Annotated in this window: 14 protein-coding genes; 9 read left to right on the forward strand and 5 right to left on the reverse strand. The window is 48.1% G+C overall.

Annotated features, from left to right (window positions below; translation table 11 throughout):
• Positions 1–715: 715 nt before the first annotated feature.
• Both ASG85_RS08915 and ASG85_RS08920 read right to left on the reverse strand, forming a co-directional pair.
• Complete coding sequence (locus tag ASG85_RS08915; RefSeq protein ID WP_057304071.1) at positions 716–2,389, reverse strand: ATP-binding cassette domain-containing protein; 1,674 nt, start codon at positions 2,387–2,389, stop codon at positions 716–718.
• On the reverse strand, positions 2,380–3,219 hold the full coding sequence (locus ASG85_RS08920; protein ID WP_057304070.1) for an ATP-binding cassette domain-containing protein: 840 nt from the start codon (positions 3,217–3,219) through the stop codon (positions 2,380–2,382). Before ASG85_RS08920 ends, ASG85_RS08915 begins: the two co-directional genes overlap by 10 nt.
• 118 nt (positions 3,220–3,337) lie before the next feature.
• On the opposite strand from ASG85_RS08920, the gene ASG85_RS08925 reads away from it, so the two are divergent.
• The 3 genes from ASG85_RS08925 (at position 3,338) to ASG85_RS08935 (ending at position 6,943) form a co-directional block, all read left to right on the forward strand.
• Complete coding sequence (locus ASG85_RS08925; RefSeq protein WP_057304069.1) at positions 3,338–3,949, forward strand: biotin transporter BioY; 612 nt, start codon at positions 3,338–3,340, stop codon at positions 3,947–3,949.
• 249 nt (positions 3,950–4,198) lie between these two features.
• Complete coding sequence (locus ASG85_RS08930) at positions 4,199–5,674, forward strand: S-layer homology domain-containing protein (RefSeq protein ID WP_057304068.1); 1,476 nt, start codon at positions 4,199–4,201, stop codon at positions 5,672–5,674.
• 96 nt (positions 5,675–5,770) lie between these two features.
• Positions 5,771–6,943 carry a YncE family protein gene (locus tag ASG85_RS08935; RefSeq protein ID WP_057304067.1) on the forward strand — a complete coding sequence of 391 codons (1,173 nt, stop codon included), beginning with the start codon at positions 5,771–5,773 and terminating at the stop codon, positions 6,941–6,943.
• A gap of 931 nt (positions 6,944–7,874) precedes the next feature.
• On the opposite strand, the gene ASG85_RS08940 is transcribed toward ASG85_RS08935, so the two are convergent.
• Positions 7,875–8,579: a response regulator transcription factor gene (locus ASG85_RS08940; protein WP_235549269.1), complete on the reverse strand. Its 705-nt coding sequence runs from the start codon at positions 8,577–8,579 to the stop codon at positions 7,875–7,877.
• 2 nt (positions 8,580–8,581) lie between these two features.
• Positions 8,582–10,798: an ATP-binding protein gene (locus tag ASG85_RS08945; RefSeq protein ID WP_057304066.1), complete on the reverse strand. Its 2,217-nt coding sequence runs from the start codon at positions 10,796–10,798 to the stop codon at positions 8,582–8,584.
• A gap of 234 nt (positions 10,799–11,032) precedes the next feature.
• Between ASG85_RS08945 and ASG85_RS08950 the strand changes: the two genes are divergently transcribed.
• The 3 genes from ASG85_RS08950 to ASG85_RS08960 all read left to right on the forward strand — a co-directional run bounded on the left by ASG85_RS08950 (position 11,033) and on the right by ASG85_RS08960 (position 12,884).
• On the forward strand, positions 11,033–11,446 hold the full coding sequence (locus ASG85_RS08950; RefSeq protein WP_057304065.1) for a MarR family winged helix-turn-helix transcriptional regulator: 414 nt from the start codon (positions 11,033–11,035) through the stop codon (positions 11,444–11,446).
• Positions 11,447–11,557: 111 nt separating this feature from the next.
• Positions 11,558–12,400 carry an SDR family oxidoreductase gene (locus ASG85_RS08955; RefSeq protein ID WP_057304064.1) on the forward strand — a complete coding sequence of 281 codons (843 nt, stop codon included), beginning with the start codon at positions 11,558–11,560 and terminating at the stop codon, positions 12,398–12,400.
• Between the two features lie 142 nt (positions 12,401–12,542).
• Positions 12,543–12,884 (forward strand): YrdB family protein, encoded by a 342-nt coding sequence (locus ASG85_RS08960; RefSeq protein ID WP_235549268.1) that lies wholly within the window; start codon positions 12,543–12,545, stop codon positions 12,882–12,884.
• 7 nt (positions 12,885–12,891) lie between these two features.
• On the opposite strand, the gene ASG85_RS08965 is transcribed toward ASG85_RS08960, so the two are convergent.
• Positions 12,892–13,191 carry a Rieske (2Fe-2S) protein gene (locus tag ASG85_RS08965; RefSeq protein ID WP_235549267.1) on the reverse strand — a complete coding sequence of 100 codons (300 nt, stop codon included), beginning with the start codon at positions 13,189–13,191 and terminating at the stop codon, positions 12,892–12,894.
• A 181-nt stretch (positions 13,192–13,372) separates the two neighbouring features.
• Between ASG85_RS08965 and ASG85_RS08970 the strand changes: the two genes are divergently transcribed.
• The 3 genes from ASG85_RS08970 to ASG85_RS08980 all read left to right on the forward strand — a co-directional run bounded on the left by ASG85_RS08970 (position 13,373) and on the right by ASG85_RS08980 (position 16,489).
• Positions 13,373–14,131: a hypothetical protein gene (locus ASG85_RS08970; protein ID WP_057304062.1), complete on the forward strand. Its 759-nt coding sequence runs from the start codon at positions 13,373–13,375 to the stop codon at positions 14,129–14,131.
• 100 nt (positions 14,132–14,231) lie between these two features.
• On the forward strand, positions 14,232–14,927 hold the full coding sequence (locus ASG85_RS08975; protein WP_057304061.1) for a response regulator transcription factor: 696 nt from the start codon (positions 14,232–14,234) through the stop codon (positions 14,925–14,927).
• Positions 14,924–16,489 carry a sensor histidine kinase gene (locus ASG85_RS08980; protein ID WP_235549266.1) on the forward strand — a complete coding sequence of 522 codons (1,566 nt, stop codon included), beginning with the start codon at positions 14,924–14,926 and terminating at the stop codon, positions 16,487–16,489. Before ASG85_RS08975 ends, ASG85_RS08980 begins: the two co-directional genes overlap by 4 nt.
• The last annotated feature ends 268 nt before the right edge of the window (positions 16,490–16,757 follow it).

Below are 16,757 nucleotides of genomic sequence, written 5' to 3' on the forward strand. Positions count from 1 at the left end.
AGTATAGTATACGGGGCGATTGGTCTCAAGATGACGGGGTGAGTGGCGGAGAGTGTGAATCGGCAAGGGGAGCGAGAAGTGCAGCAAATAAAACCTGGCTGATGGCCAGGTTCTTGTCTAAAGCCGACGCTTGAGCATGAGGAACGAACTTCTCTTTGATATCACTCGCACGTTTAAATCCCAATCCACCATCTTCTCGTCTGTAAAGATGAAATACATCGTTACAGACACGTTTTCACTTCCCCTTGCGACTGTAACGATGAAAAATATCTTTACAGCTTCGCTCAGCGCATAAAACTGCTTTTTCCTCGTTTGTAAGAATACAAAACATCGTTACAGACACGTTTTTCATTTTCCCTCGCGACTGTAACGATGAAAAATATCTTTACAGCTTGTCACAACGCATAAACCTGCTTTTTTCTCGTTTGTAAGAATACAAAACATCGTTACAGACACGTTTTCACTTCCCCTCGCGACTGAAACGATGAAAAATATCTTTCCAGCTTGTGCTATGGTTGTAGGTTATTGCGCGCTTTGCAAAAACCGGGCAACTATAGTCAATCACCAAAAGATTATGCATGTATCCACAATCTTACTCAGTCTAGTAAAATCCATAGCAAACCATGCTAAATAGGGGAAAGCTCTCGTCTTACCCCCTACCCTAAAATCTGACAAGAAGAACAAAAGCAGCTCCTTAAAAGTAGCTGCTCTGCCTTTATGATTGCATATACAGAAGTAATGCAAAACAAAGAATCCCCATGGCGACGAGAATGGTGTCCATACCTCGCCACTGTAACGTGTTTTTCCTCAGCAGCAGCTGTTTGCCGTCGATTTTTTTCAGTTCCATCGCAATGGTCATTTGCTCAGCTTTATGAAACATAGCGAGCAGCAAAGGGACGACTAGCGCCGGGATATCTCGTGAACGAACAGTACCCGGTCGGATTGATGCTTTGCCTCTGGCTCTTACGATGGCTGAGAACTGCTGCCACTCCCGCAAGATGAGCGGAATGAAGCGGAAAATCAAGGAGACGGCCAATGAAAAAGATTCAACCGGCAGCTTAAATTTGCGAAAATATTTCAAGGCCCAATTAAGCCCTTGCACGAGCTGACCATAAGGCGTCGTGATGGCTAGCCAATAGCCTGCCATGAGGACGAGAAGCAAACGTGTCAACGTGAGTGCCGTGCTCCAGCCACGCTCCGCCGAGAAACCGAGCGGAAACTGCCCTTCAGCGGTTGACCAGTCCAGCCCTGCCAGAAGGATCGAAATGAACATGAAGATCAGGAATGGCAGGGCGATCTTCATGCTGCCGCGAAGGGCGGATCGCGGGAGGCCGAGAAACGCGAGGCCGAGGAGCAGCATGGATGCCGCGAGGCCGCTCCACTCCTGCTGCTGCATCGTCCCGATGACGAGCAGCAGGTAGAGCAGCCACTTCGCGCGCGGGTCGAGCCGCAGCATCACGGCCTGCGGCGGCTTCGGGGCCACGCCAGCTTCGCACGTGGCCTGCGGGCTCGGCGCAGCCGCTTGCGGCGCCGGCCTAGAGCTGGCGCTGCCGCATTCGCGCAGCGCCTTTGCGATCGCCGGAGCGGCAAGCTCCGGCGTGAGCCGGTCCGGCGCGATGGCGATGCCATAGCGCGCCAGCTCTATCGCGGCCTCCACGCAGCTCGGGAGGCCGACGCCCGCGCGCGTCAGCACCTCCGGCGCGCGGCAAAGCTCTTCCGGCGTGCCGTCGAAGACGAGCGCGCCGCGGTCTAGAACGAGGACACGGTCCGCTAGCGGAAAGAACGTGTCCAGGTCATGCGTGGCGATGACGCAGCCGCCACGCTCGCGCGCGCGAATGATGCGCAGCAATTCGCGGACGGCTGCCGCCTCTAAGCCGGCAGTTGGCTCATCCATGAGGAGCCAATCCGGCGCAGTGGCGAACGTAGTCGCCAGCGCGAGCCGGCGCTGCTCGCCGCCGCTCAGCGAGAAAGGCGACCGATCCATGGCGATGACGCCGCGTGGATCGAGATCAGCGCAAGCGGCGCGAATGCGGCGCTCGCGTTCGTCCGCCCCGAGGCGGTAAGGACGCAAGGAGTACGCGAATTCCTGGCGTACACTGCGTGCGAACAACTGCTGCTCGGGGAATTGAAATATTAGACCTAGACGAAGGAGATGGGCTTGGTTTACTTTCCGTTTGTGCCATAATGGCTGCTCATCAAGGGTTATCGTTCCTAAGGTTGGTTCCAGAATTCCTGCCATGACCTGCAGCAGTGTTGATTTCCCAGAACCCGTATGACCAATCAATAGGGTCAGCGATCCATCCGACAAGTTGAAGCTGATATCTTTCAGCAGTTGATTGTTAGAGTCATCCGGAGCATCTACCCGGATGTCCTGCAGAGCTATCGGCATAAGGACGACACCGCCTTAGCCAACTCTTCCATATCTATCGGGAGGAGATCAAGCTGACAGCCTTGCTGCATCAGACCAATGGCAGTCTTAACCACAAAAGGCGGATCAAACCCTAACTCCTTACAAGGTGTCATACCCGGCAATTCTCCCCCCTCCCCATACAAAAACGCTCTCGGCTCCCCATCAAAGGTTATCCGTCCCTCTCCAAAACCAACGACGCGCGTAGCATCCGCCAACTCTTCCAAACGATGGGTAATCCACACAATCGTCGTCCCCCGCTTATGCGCTTCCCTTACAGCTTGGCGCACTTCCTTCCTTGCAGCAGGGTCTAACATTGCGGTCGGCTCATCTAAAACAAGGATCGATGGATGAGCGGCAAGCGCTGCTGCGAGATTCACCAACTGCTTTTGCCCACCGGATAATGTGTTTAACGACCGCTCGATCGGGATCGTCAATCCAACGGCAGACAAGGCTTCCATGTACCACTCTTTACGCGATTCTGTGCTTAAATTTTGCCCATTCGGCAGGTAGTCCAGCTCTTCCTGAACCGTGTCTCCAACAAACTGGGCATCCGGTATTTGCAGAACACCCCGGGTTAGCCAATTCTGGTCTTGTTTATGCACGAACTGTCCACCAGAGAGCGGACTTAAGCCCAGTAATACGCTGGCTAGTGTGCTTTTGCCGCTGCCATTGGGTCCTATGACTACAATCCACTCACCCTGATGAATATCCATGGAGACATCGGACCACACTTGCCTTCCTTCTCCAGATTCTGTTCGATAGATAACGGAGGCCTTCTCCATGGAGGCTAAAATCTCTCTGTTTGCCATATGTAAAATGTTCCTTTCACTTTCACAAAAGATGTGCTATCATCTGAATTGTTAACCAACGTTGATCGAATTGGTTGACAATACATTTACAATAACAGAAACAGGAGCGATGAACAATATGAAACTCACTCTTCGCGGCGTTGTTTTTAGTGCACTATTTGCCGCTATTCTCGTTTTATTCAGCTTTGCCAAAATTTCTCTTCCTTTGACACCCGTGCCTATTACCTTGCAAACACTGGCGGTTATGCTAGCCGGCGGACTTCTGGGAGCACGCTATGGATTCCTTAGTATGGCACTCGTTGTCATCCTCACAGCCATCGGCTTTCCCCTGCTTCACGGAAATGGCGGTTTAGGCGTCGTCCTCGGACCTACTGGCGGCTTCATTATGATTTGGCCTTTTTCAGCTATGCTTATCGGTCTTATTTTACCTCGTATTCGGATGAATGGCATCATGGGTTACATCGCCGCCTTCTTAGTCCTTGAAGTATTCGGCTCTCTCATTCTGTATCTGGCCGGAGTTCCTTGGTTAATGTACAAAGTGCCTACCTATACATTTGCCAAAGCCATGACAGCGGCGTGCTATCCATTCTTACCAGGAGATGCCATCAAAGCTATAGTTGCAGCGCTTATCATTGCTCCTGTTCGCCAAGTATTCCCTCCGCAAAGACTTACGGGCTCCTCTTCACACAGCGTTGTTAAAAGTAATAGTCCTACAGATCTTAGCGTTTAAGACTCTGAAGACAAACAACGGCCTTACAGCCGCAGAAGATCTGAGTACATACTCAAATCTTTTACGGCTGTAAGGCCGTTTTTTTGTATAGCTTTTCGAGCGGGGATATCAAAATTTTTACGATTTTGTAATGTGCAGCACGTAATTTTTATTCGATTGTAATGCCCTGACGTGTAAGCTAGTTCTTGTAGACAGCAGCACGATGCAAACAACAGCGCAATCAAACATTATCGAATAGGAGTGTTATATATGAAAAACAGTAAAAAGACATTAGCCGCATTAACGATCACAGCAACCGTAGGTTTATCAGCAATTCTTCCTTTCAATGCACTAGCAGCAAGTCCTTTCACGGATTCCGCCAACACAACTCAAGTTCAAACAGCGATTGAACAATTAGCACAGCAGCAAGTTGTATCCGGATATGAGAACAACACCTTCAAGCCGAATCAGACTATAACTCGCGCAGAGGTTGCCAAAATAGTCGCATTAGCGCTTCATGTGAGCATGGACCCCGCCGCAGCCAACCATTTTAACGATGTAACGAAAGGTGATTGGTTCTATTCTTATGCAGTTGCTCTTGAGACTCTTGGTGCAATGAAAGATACTGCCGGACAATTCCGTGGAGGTCAATCCATCTCTTCGGATCAACTTGCAGACGTGATTGCTAACGTGTTAAAAGTTGATAAAACGGCGGTTGAAAAGCTGCCAAGCTTTGCATCTATTACAGGCAGTCAAGTGACTAGGGGGCAAGCCGCTCTTCTTATCTTTGAAGCACAGCAATTAGTGCCTATTCAAGTGACTAAACTTCAAGCCTTGAATGCCATAACACTGCAAGTTACTTTCTCGGCACCGATTCCCACGGCAGAATTGGAACTGGATCAAGCGTCCAAAAACTTTGTTTTTGACAACGGCCTGGCGATCAATAATGTTCCGCGGTTAAAAACAGGTTCCAAATCCACCTACATCGTTCCAGTTCCTACCCAAAAAGCCGGGACAACTTACACGCTGACTTATAAAGGTAAGCCTGCTGGAACTTTCACAGCGAGCACAGAGAAAATTGCTCTGAAATCCACGGCGCAGGTAGCAAGTGATTTATTTGAAGTGGAATCCCAATTGGCTGATGGTGTTGCTGATTACGGTTATGTGATTGCAGCTTACAGCAAAAGCCGCCCAGGCTCATTCATCGTTGACGAGAACAATAGCTATAACGGCAAAACGTATCAAATTCTTTCGTCCATGCGTAACCGTCAGGTGCAAATTACCCCTGAGGGTGGCGCTACAATGACAGCGAACTACTTGCCATTCACACAAGCAACCGATGGCCGACAAGCACCTAAGTTTATTCTACCTAACGGCGAAACGTTCAAAGCCGGTGTCAAATATACTGTTTCAGCAGACTGGGCTACTCTCGTGAATCCAACGTTTACAGCCGAAGAAATCGCACCGCTTACTATCCAATCCGCTGCTGCGGTGGATACGAAGACGATCGCCGTCACACTTTCGCAAGATCCTAAGGATGAAATTTTCGTCTCTCGCCGTGTTACACTTACCGCAACTGACGGTACGGTGTTAACTGCAGAATACACGCTGACTTCACGTAAAGGCGCTGTAGGTACTTTCGCTCTTCTTAATAACGCTCAACTCGTTCCAGGCACTTCTTATACCGTTGCTCCAGTGGGTAAATGGTCAACTGCAACAGGTGTCACTTTGACATTAACCAAATAATCTTCACATTAATAAGATAAAGAGATCCGAGGGTACCTTAAATGAGGTGCTCTCGTTCTATATTTATCCCTACCCACATATCCGAGGTGAATTCCCATGTTACGTAAAAAACTTTCATTCATGACAATATGGACTCCGCTCACACTGCTTCTTCTATTAATGGGCTGCGGGTCGCGTCCCGACGCGGCAGTTGGCTCCAACATCGGAGCAACGGCAGCACCAGTCCCTACACCTTCAGTACCTTCAACAACACCTGCCGTTAGTCCAAAACCAACAAATATCACTCCGCCCGATGCTTCTGAAACCACTTTGATGGTTACACATTCCAAGAGTGACTATGTATCTTTCTTAAATCCAGCTTCCGGCAGCTTCGAGAAACTCATCGTCGGTCAATCTCCTTTTGCTATTGCGGAAGGACCTAATCATCGCGTCTATGTATCAACAGCGGAAGGTATCGCAGTGGTGGATACCCAATTGCGTAGACGCGTTGCCCTAGTTCCCTACCAAGCAGCTGTAGGTAAGCCGCAATATGGCGAATATCGCCCCGGTGGCATGGGCATCGCTGTTTCACCTGACGGTCGATTTGTCTACGTAGGTGTTTACTTACCCAGCAGAAGCAAAAGCCAATTAGAAATCATGGATACAGAAAATTTCTCCATGACAGGCAGTGTCTCCGTCGGAATCCGACCGTTCGATGTCGTTACCAGCCTCGATGGCCGTGAGGTTTACAGCATCGACCATGATTCTTACTCCGTGACGGCTATCGATCTTGCCAGTAACAAAGCTCGCACCCTTGAGGTTGCTCCTTATGGTCACGGAGGCTTCGAGAAGCCCCATTATGCGGCGGTTCGATCCGACGGCCGTCTACTCTTGCCTTACCAAGGCCGCGGCCTCGTCGTTCTTGATCCTGTCAGCGGCAAGTATGAGACGAAGCCGCTAACCGGCAACACGCATCAGGAGGGCGTTGCCCTCACACCTGACGGCAAGCAGCTGCTCATCGTCGGCATCGGCTCTGCCGGCAGCGCAACAGGCAAACCTAACTTAACAGTGCTCGACATAGCTGCGCATGCCGAGAAAATCATCCCTCTGGCCCGTATGCACCAAATGGTCGCCACCAGCGCAGACGGTCGTTACTCCTACCTCACAGGCGGCGTTACTTATGCCGATACCGGTTGGAACGGCATGACCGTAGTTGACTTGGAGTCTGGCGCAGTCCGCGACTTCGAGATCCCTGATTACCCTCTAGATGTGCAGCTGTTGAGTCGGTAAGTTGGTTTTTCATCGTTAAATAGTCTCATACCAGCTTGAAAGAATCTGGATTATTGCGCGGAAATAAGAGTCCCTAGGAGCTTCTATTTCGAGAAAAAGTGACTATTGGTGGGAAATAAGAGTCTCCATAGACTCTTATTTGATGCCGAACACAGTGAATTTGGATCATTTCGCGGAAATAAGAGCCTCTAGAAGCTTCTATTTCGAGAAAAAGTGACTATTGGTGGGAAATAAGAGTCTCCATAGACTCTTATTTGATGTCGATCACAGCACAAATAAACTTTAATGATGAAAGTTATCGTCTCAGCGGCTTTATCATCAAAATGATGGCCTTCAGACACTATTTTAAGATGTTTTACATCACTAAAGTGTCCTCTTAACGCGGAACACCTACTTTAGCGATGAAAGTCATCGTCTCAGCCGCTGACAATGTAACTTTTCCGACAGTGAGAACTCTCAGCATACATTTGTGGTAACAAGCATCCTTCTGGCTCCGAGAAGTCTTTTTCGGACTTCTCAGCAACACTTTGCTACTTTTCCGACAGTGAGAAGTCCATTTCGGCACTCTCAGCATACATTTGTCGGTTAACAAGCTTCATTCACACACCGAGTGGTCCATTTCGGACTTCCCAGCCAACACTTTGCTACTTTTTCGACAGTGAGAAGTCCATTTTCGGCTCTCTTAGCATACATTTGTCGGTTAACAAGCTTCCTTCACGCACCGAGAAGTCTGTTTCGGACTTCTCAGCAACACTTTGCTACTTTTCCGACAGTGAGAAGTCCATTTCGGCACTCTCAGCTTGTTTTGCATGTAATGCGAAACCAAAAGCCCCTTACCCGATAACGGGCAAGGGGCTTTTGCTATGTGATCTTGCTTAATGGGAAAATGCTTATCCCACTCCTACACGCACGCATGCATACTCTCATTCCATCATCCGTGCTTCGCCATGTAACCCACCCCAGGATAGGTTACAATAATCTCCATAATTTCTTGCCCCTCTGCAAGACTCTTAATCTTCTGGCGAATTCTCGCGATCGTGACCCGTAAATATTCAACTTCATCGCGGTATTCACTCCCCCAGATTTCACTCAGCAGCTGTTCATGGGTCATAACTTTGCCCGCATGCTGCAAGAGCAGAGCGAACAAGTTATACTCGGTCTCCGTAAACTTAACCTCAGTATCTCCCAGCCATATTCTACGCTGAGCAAGATTAGCCGTCACGGGTCCGAGTGTGATCTCACTCGTTGTGACTGGTGTTGCCATTCGGCCATCCATCCGGCGAAGCACGGCGTTCACGCGAGCGAATAGCTCATCTAACGAGAACGGCTTCGTCAAATAATCGTCCGCCCCTAGGTTGAGTCCTTGCACTTTATCCGCCCCATTGCTCCGCGCGGTCAGCATGATGACTGGCACACTGGAGTAGGAGCGCAGCCTTTTGAGAACGTCGAATCCGTCCATGCCCGGCATCATCAGATCAAGTAAAATCAAATCCGGATCAAATCCCTCAACTTTCTCAAGCGCCTCAGCGCCACTCTGGCAGGCCAATGTTTCATAATCTAACGATTTGAGGTTCGCTGCAACGAATCGTACGATTTTAGGCTCATCATCGACGATCATAATCTTCTTCTTGTTCACTTTCAGCCCTCCTTCCCTTGGAACCTCGGTATGGAGAGGATAAATGTACTTCCCTCACCAGGTTTGCTCACTACGCGGATCTCTCCGCCGTGCGCTTGCATGATCCCTTTGCAGATCGCGAGTCCGAGTCCGGTTCCGCCCGTTTGACGGCTGGATGACACATCAACTCGGTAGAAGCGGTCAAATATTTTATCCACATGCTCTGCAGATATCCCGATGCCATTATCTTGAACTTCCAGATGAACATAACGCTCATCCGCTTTAGCGGTAATTCGAATAATCGGATGCTGCTCATTATAGCGAACTGCGTTCGTGAACAAGTTCACGAGGACTTGCTCCATGCGCAGCTTGTCCGCATAGACCAAAGGAATATCATCGGCCAGATGTACCTCGAATTGGGTATGCTCATAGTTCGCTTGCTGCGGGAGCCTTCTCCTGGCGCTTTCTACAACTGCTTCCAGCCGGAGTGGCTGCGGATTGATCCGCATGGCACCCGATTCAATCTTCGAGATATCCAACCACTCATCGATCAGATCCTGAATGCGCCCAATGTCTTCATGAATTCCCTCCAGCAGCTCCTGCTTAAAGCTTTCTTCCCACTGAGCATCGACGCGAAGAAGCGTCTCAACACCACCGCGAATACTCGTGATTGGTGTTTTAAATTCATGGGATGCCAAAGAGATTAAATCATTCTTTAGCGCATCGATTTCGTGCTCCTTGGTCATATCACGCCACACATAGCCTCGGCCAAAAACTCGCCCTTCTCTAGCCACTTGAAACGCCGAAACCATCATAAAGCGCTCTTTGCCATGCTCGGATTTCACCGTAAAAGCCCCCTGCACTCTTGGCTCAGCAGTAAGCATCTGCAGCTCGTCTTGACGTTCGGGCAGCAGAAGAGCAATCCTTTCGAACAACGCGGCCTCATTCATTGCTCCCAACTCCGCACTCGGAATCGCGAAGATTTCGGCCATTCGATGATTGGCATATACAACATTATGCGTGACGTCAATCAGGACAACCGCATCGGACATGCTTTCAAGAACGGCGTTCAAGGTTGCATGCTCGTCCTGCAGCCGCTGGGTTCGTTCCTCAACACGATTCTCAAGCTCGCTATTGAGCTGCAGAAGCGCTCCTTGATTTTCCTTAATCTGCTCAGCCATCCGGAAGAAATGATCAGCCAGTAATTGCAGTTCCAGAGGTGAGCCTTGAGGAACAACCTTGCTATCCGGTTTGGCGAAGGTGCCTCCTGCAAGACGCTGCGTGTAACCAACCAAGGCATGAATGGTTCCATTCAGTCGTTTCGCCAGAAAACTGCCCAGCAATACGGTCAAAATGAGTGTGAACACCAGCAGCAATATCGTGATACGGAGAGATTCGATGAAAGCAGCATTGACTGCGGCTTTGGACTTGCTTACCCACACGATCCAATCGATTTCAGGAATGGCTTTGTAAGTAATCTGTTCTTTATGCGCAGAGATGCTTAATTGATAAGTTCCTTCCCCCTGCCGCTGGACTCGGGCATCTTCGGCAACAGGTTCCTTCGATAAATCCGCCATGGATTCAGTCAGCGCTGCGTTCGGATGATAGATGGGTTTCCCTGCGTGATCCAGAACAACTGGATACGCTTCTTTGCCGTAATCATATTTGGTAACAAGCTCCTTAATAGGAGCCAGTTCGAGCACGGCGAGCACAAAGCCATCAGCTTGCTTATTTCCTTTATATACCGGTACAGCAATCGCGACCGCCGGTTGATTCAAACTTTCTGGTCCCCGGAATAAGGAGGATATGATGGTCTTTTGTGCGGTTTGCACACGTTTGGTGTAATCTCGATCCTTGACGTCGGCGCCAATGAGTGAAGCATTCGCTGCCGTATGAGTCGCTTTGATGATTCCGTTTTGATCTATAACATAGATACCCGTGAAGCCAGCCAAATTTTCTTGCAGCGATTGCAGCTTCAGCGTTAAACTCTCGCGCGTACGGAAGGTGGCGTCCGATGCCGTAATTGTGGCAGCTAACGTTTCAACCGCATTTCGATGATAGTACATGTAATCTTGGACAGCATCCCCCAGCCGATAGGTTGTCTGCCGCTGATTCTGATTGGACTCCTGCGTAATATGGGTAATTTGAGAAACTTGAAAACTGCCTAGAATTAGAATCGGAATCATTGCCATAATAGCGAAAGTTATGGTCAAATGTGATCGCATAGAATAATGTTTCAAAACATGGTTCCTCCGCTCCAGCAACACTATTCTTAGATGTGTTTCATTAGCTCTATTTTACCATTTGCAAAAATGTAATGAAAATGAAATCTGAAATTCATCTAGTTTTAATGAACTAAGCTTATAATAAAGTTCGACCCCCCTTTAAAATATATACTTAGACCCGCGGCCCGTTGCTGTGGGTCACTTTTTTGTTATAATGTATAGAAACTAAACAAAAAAGGGCGGCTCCCTATGGAAAATGACCAAGAATTGATTACGACCAAATTTCGTGAAATAAAAAATGTCATCTCCTCCTATTTGATGCAGGTGCTGCCTCACTTTCAGATTTCACCGATTATGATGTATGTCATGGAGTTTCTACGCAAACACCCTGAATGCATCGCGGTGGATATCTCCAATGAATTCGGGCTAACTAGAGGAGCTATCACACAGCTGTTAGATAAATTGGAAATGCAGGGATTGGTCATCCGCAAACCGCATCCTACTAGTCGCAGAAGTCAGCTCGTTCAAATGACGGATAAAGGAAATGAACTGATAATTAGCATTTTAGATGCGTATAATAACAAAATCGAACAGCTATTCACCCCCTACTCCAAGGATGAATTGGCTTCACTCAAACAGCTTTTAGAAAAATTGCCGCTATAATCCCAAAGTTCCTGTTGGGATTTTTCATTTTCATCTTGACTAATTTGTTTAATCGTCATATTGTTTAGTTAATAAACAGTTTAAGACATAAACACAAAAGGAGTGTTTTGAATGAATAGAATTATGGCGATTACCGGAGCCTCATCCGGCATAGGATTAGCGACAGCACTGCAATTTTCTGAGATTGGTTGGACGGTTTACGCAGGAACACGCAACGTAGAACGTGATCGAGAGAAGTACGGCAATCAGGCTAATCTTCATTTTATCGAAATGGAAATCACCAGTCCTGAATCGATGGAACAAGCATTTTCAGTTATCGAAAAGAACCACGGTCACCTTGACGTCCTGTTCTGCAACGCGGGCTTTGGTTTTTTGAGAGCCTTGGGGCAAGCGACTATGGAGGAGATTCATAATGTTTTTGATACGAATGTGTACGGAGTTATGCATACGATTCGTGCAGGGCTTCCGCTACTTCGCAAGTCAGATGCTGGACATCTGATTGCAACAACAAGTGTTGGCGGCTTGGTCGGGCAACCCTTTAATGAGATTTATTGCGCGGCTAAATTTGCCGTTGAGGGCTTGTTAGAAAGTTTAGCTACCTACTACAAGCCCACATTCAATATCGATGTTACGCTGCTTGAGCCCGGAGCGATTGCCACCAATTTTAACAGCACCGTCCTCGGTCACGTTCAAAAAACCGGCGGCATTTTAGAGGATGAATATAAGCCGATGATTACACAGTATTTGGACACCTTCGCCAAGCGAAATTCGGTGCCTCAAACGTCAGAATCAGTTGCAGAGGTGATGGTAAAATTAGTCACGGAGCTGGATCCGAAGCCATTGCGTATTCGAACATCGGAGGCTGCGGAAGCTTTCGTCCAATATAAAGTGAGTCAAGATCCCACGGGTCTGGACGGTATGCTCAACACACGTAAACTGCATTTGAATAGGTAAAAAATCAAATCAAATACCACTTCGGAACGTAAAAACGTTCTGCAGTGGTATTTTTCAAATCCAAAAAAAAATTGCATAAACTAATCTAATTAGTTAATATATTATTATAATTAGTTTGCCCATGAAGGGGAGTGTTGTTATCATGATGATCATGATGAAAGCCGCCAATTTAGGCTTACGTTTTTTGTTAGAACTTTGTATCCTTGCTTCCCTTAGTTATTGGGGATTTCACGTTGGCGAAGGATCGCTGCTCAAAGGCATTCTGGGCATTGGCACTCCGCTGATTGCAGCCATCCTATGGGGCATGTTCGTTTCACCGAAAGCTTCAATAACCGTCTCTCAACCACTTCAATTTATCATCGAACTCGTTATTTTCGCAGTTGCCATTATAGCCCTTTATGTAACCGGCAAACATTCTCTCGCAATTTGTTTTGCTCTTTTTTACATTCTTCATCGCATTCTGAAGTTCCTCTGGGATCAATAAATCGCGGTCACATTTGGGCGACGAGCAGCCCATCTTTTACAATAACGGTAAACGCAGTTAGACTTTTCGAAGGCACGTTCAGACACACGCCTGTATGAGAATCGAATTCCCAACCATGTAAGGGACATACCAGCTCTCCACTTTCCTCTTCTACCAATCCCCCAGCATGCGGACATTTGCGCGATACTAAGCGATAGCTGTCAGGTTCTTCGTTTTTCAAAATCCAGTACTTTTGGTTTTCAATCTCAACTTCTGCGGGTAGATCTGTGAATCTCTCTTCCTGACCCAGTTCAATTTCCTTCATCATAATCCTCCTGGCAAAATGTTTTATTTCTCCGTCTTAACAGTTTGTCGCAATCCACAAGCTTCTACACATAATTTCCCACAATGTTGCGATAGGATGTCCATAATCTTTCGGTACAGTAAGGGTGTAAGGGAAATGAATAACAACCCCTACAAGCTACATATATCGAGAGGAGTTTTCTAAAATGAAAACACAATGGAAAAAACGCGCAGCTCAAACTAGCTTGCTAGCCGTAATCGCAACTATCGCATTCGGAGCCGTTACTGCATCCGCAGCAGACACGAACAAAGATACGAAATTGATCCAAGGCATTCAAATCTCACAACCTGAAGGCAGCAAACCAGTCATGATGTTCCGTGCGACTAATGCTAGCTCAGGTCTACTGATGCAGCCATCGCATGAGCGAAACTACTGGAAGCTGCTTGCCAGTACCTATGCACCAGAAACTTTATCCGACTGGAAGAAAGCTTTGGAAGATCGCAAAGAGGTAGAAAGTGAGTTTCCAAAGCCTACTTTTGCTAAAAAAGTGATCATTCAGAAAGATGCTGAGACCGGTAAAACAGATGAGAAAGTCCTTACTGAAAACGGTGCCCTTCAATTAGAAGAGCTCCCAGCTTCCGTTACTGCCGTCCCTGCCCTTCCTTCTGTTACCATCAATTCAGATGGTAAAATAACGCCGCCTACCAAAGATATCATGATCAAACAACTGGTTACCCAAGCACTTCCACTTGAGGGTGCTGTGGCTGGTGATATAATGAAAGCGGAGCTACCCGAATCTTTCAAACGCCAGCAGAAATTAACAGAAGCGGTGGAAGCTGATGATGCCGCGGCGATTAAAAGCTTATTGCCTGAATTGTTAAAGGATTATGTGAAGCAAACGGAAGAGCTCCGCGAGTTGACGAAGAAATTGAAAACAGAAATTCCAGCACCAGCTGAGAAATAAAGATTGTTTAGCTATTTGAATCTAGTGGAACCGAGCGCATTTTTAAGCGGATCGGCTCCACTTTTTCCCTATGTAGTCAGGAAAGTAGGAGATTATGCACATGTATCACATCTATCTAGTAGAAGATGAAGAGGATTTAAGAGGCGTCCTGGCAGCATATTTAGAGAAAGAGGGGTGGCAAGTGCGCTCGTTCCCCGATGGAACCTCAGCCCGAGAAGCAATCTCGGAGCGGCCGGACTTGTGGGTCCTCGATATTATGCTGCCCGGCGTTGATGGTTATCAACTTATGCGCGAAATCAAAGCGGATCAACCGATGCAGCCTGTCATCTTTATTTCCGCGCGGGATGCAGATATCGATCGGATTATTGGACTGGAGCTAGGCAGTGATGACTATCTGGCCAAGCCCTTTTTACCACGGGAACTCGTGATACGCACACGTAAATTGCTTGAACGCGTCTATGGGGAACGACTTGGCGGATCCATGACAGCCTCCCAAGAACGCCGCGTGAAACTGACAGTTGGCCCCTATCTGATCGATGAGCAAGGCCGCATCGTGACCGACGCTGATGGAACGAACCCGGAGCTTACGTCGAAGGAATTCGAGCTGCTGCTCTACCTGGTGAATCACCATGGACAGGTGCTTGAACGTCAGCAGGTGCTTACCGCTATCTGGGGTATTGATTACTTCGGAACGGATCGTGTCGTTGACGATTTGGTGCGAAGATTACGCCGTAAGCTGCCGGAATTAAGACTTGAAACCGTGTATGGTTACGGATATAGGATGGTGAAAGCATGAGAATGCGTCTGGGAAATTGGCCTCTTGCGGTCAAGCTATGGGGAGCGTTCGCCTCCTTAACACTATTGATTTTCACATTGCTCGCCATCCTGCTTCCTTGGACACTGAAGGGGTTTTTCACTGAGCAGCTGTATGATATTTTACTCGATACACAGAGCGGTCTTCGTGTGGAAAGCAGCAAAGCGGCGACATTTGCAATCCCCGCGGAGCCAATCATTCAACTTCCGGTTCCCAGTTTTGTACAGGGCGTACCTATGGACAAGCGCATTTTGGTCGTATCGAAAACCGACCTCAGTGAAGCAAACAACATCCTCCCTAATTCAATTATGGGGACACGGGCAACCGCGTCTCTTCAAGCTACATTGAGCGGACCAGAGATTCAGCATTTCATGATAAGCGGTACAGCCAGCAATCAAACATGGGCTACGAGTGCTGCCATTAGCGAGCCATTCATGCAGGCTATGGAGCATGATGCCTTCGCACAACAACTGCCCGTAGAGAAATACACGCGAAATATTGAGAACAAAAGTATCTTCTATGTGATTCGCAAAGAAGGTGATCTAGCTAAGCCCAACTTTATCGTCTCGTATGCTTGGGGAAACTATCGCAACGATCTCGTGATGACGATGTTTGGCCGGCTCATGCTGCTGATGGTAGGTCTGATTGTCATTAGCTGGCTTCCCTGTCTGGGAATAGCTCGCTACTTCACACGTCCACTCGTTCAGATGGAGCGTCATGTCGGGCGGATGGCTGAACGTGACTGGCATGAGCCTATCACAACAAGCCGAAAGGATGAGATTGGCCGGCTAGCCAAAGCGATTGAATCCATGCGGCAGCGGTTAGTGCGCCAGGATCGGGCGCAGCAGTTCTTCCTGCAGCATACGTCTCACGAGCTGAAGACGCCTGTTATGGTGATTCGCAGCTATGCGCAATCCATACAAGACGGTGTTTATCCGAAGGGAACCCTCAATGAAAGCGTTGGCGTTATTATGAAAGAGGGCGAGCGGCTGGAGAAGCGGATTCGCGACTTGCTGCTGCTGAATAAGCTGAACTATTTGACCGCCCGAGAGAAGCCCTTTCAGCCTTTTGAGATCAATGCTGTCATAGAGGATGTGGTTGAGCGGCTGCGGTATCGTCGTCCTGAAATCAAATGGGAGATGGATCTCGCTCCTCACACCACAATAATTGGTGATCAGGAACAGTGGAAAATCGCCTTGGAAAACATGCTCGACAACCAGCTCCGCTATGCCAAAAGCTGCATTCGCATCCTGGTCAAATCACTGTCACTCGAGAATGCGAATGCGACAAAAGGGCAACCCTCTTTATCTGAGTTTTGTATAAGTAATGATGGCCCGCTTCTAGATCAAGCCATCGCGGATAGCCTTTTTGAGCCCTTCCGCTCCGGTGGCGATGGCCAATTCGGACTTGGCCTCGCCATCGTGAAACAAATTATGGACCATCACGGCATGACGGTTCGCGCGGCGAACCAGAGAGATGGCGTGTCCTTTTATATCGAGCCAGGAAAACATTCGGACAAAACTAGCGTCCCAAAAGTCTCATAAAGACAAAAGAAGCACAAGCAACAGGAAACCGATTCCTGATCGCTTGTGCTTTCTTCTATTGTTCCACGGAAGCTCAATGAAATAGCACGATTATGATTTTTTTTCAAGCTTGGCGGAAATACCAGTGAGTAGGACGGCAACTAAAACCATCAGTCCCCCGATCCATGGCGTATGCACACGTCCCAAAGAGTCGACAACCACACCGCCGATTATGGAATGATTAGCTCATGATATCCTCCTAGTTTATAATTGAAGTGTACGGCTTTAC

Source organism: Paenibacillus sp. Soil724D2 (assembly GCF_001427935.1).
In the GTDB taxonomy this organism is placed as follows: domain Bacteria; phylum Bacillota; class Bacilli; order Paenibacillales; family NBRC-103111; genus Paenibacillus_E.

Bases quoted from the DNA above. Each gene is read 5' to 3' on its own strand.
- ASG85_RS08960 (WP_235549268.1), top strand. From the start codon at position 12,543: ATGATGATCATGATGAAAGCCGCCAATTTAGGCTTACGTTTTTTGTTA.
- ASG85_RS08935 (WP_057304067.1), top strand. From the start codon at position 5,771: ATGTTACGTAAAAAACTTTCATTCATGACAATATGGACTCCGCTCACA.
- ASG85_RS08950 (WP_057304065.1), top strand. From the start codon at position 11,033: ATGGAAAATGACCAAGAATTGATTACGACCAAATTTCGTGAAATAAAA.
- ASG85_RS08915 (WP_057304071.1), bottom strand. From the start codon at position 2,389: ATGCCGATAGCTCTGCAGGACATCCGGGTAGATGCTCCGGATGACTCT.
- ASG85_RS08955 (WP_057304064.1), top strand. From the start codon at position 11,558: ATGAATAGAATTATGGCGATTACCGGAGCCTCATCCGGCATAGGATTA.
- ASG85_RS08925 (WP_057304069.1), top strand. From the start codon at position 3,338: ATGAAACTCACTCTTCGCGGCGTTGTTTTTAGTGCACTATTTGCCGCT.
- ASG85_RS08965 (WP_235549267.1), bottom strand. From the start codon at position 13,191: ATGATGAAGGAAATTGAACTGGGTCAGGAAGAGAGATTCACAGATCTA.
- ASG85_RS08920 (WP_057304070.1), bottom strand. From the start codon at position 3,219: ATGGCAAACAGAGAGATTTTAGCCTCCATGGAGAAGGCCTCCGTTATC.
- ASG85_RS08930 (WP_057304068.1), top strand. From the start codon at position 4,199: ATGAAAAACAGTAAAAAGACATTAGCCGCATTAACGATCACAGCAACC.
- ASG85_RS08970 (WP_057304062.1), top strand. From the start codon at position 13,373: ATGAAAACACAATGGAAAAAACGCGCAGCTCAAACTAGCTTGCTAGCC.
- ASG85_RS08975 (WP_057304061.1), top strand. From the start codon at position 14,232: ATGTATCACATCTATCTAGTAGAAGATGAAGAGGATTTAAGAGGCGTC.
- ASG85_RS08980 (WP_235549266.1), top strand. From the start codon at position 14,924: ATGAGAATGCGTCTGGGAAATTGGCCTCTTGCGGTCAAGCTATGGGGA.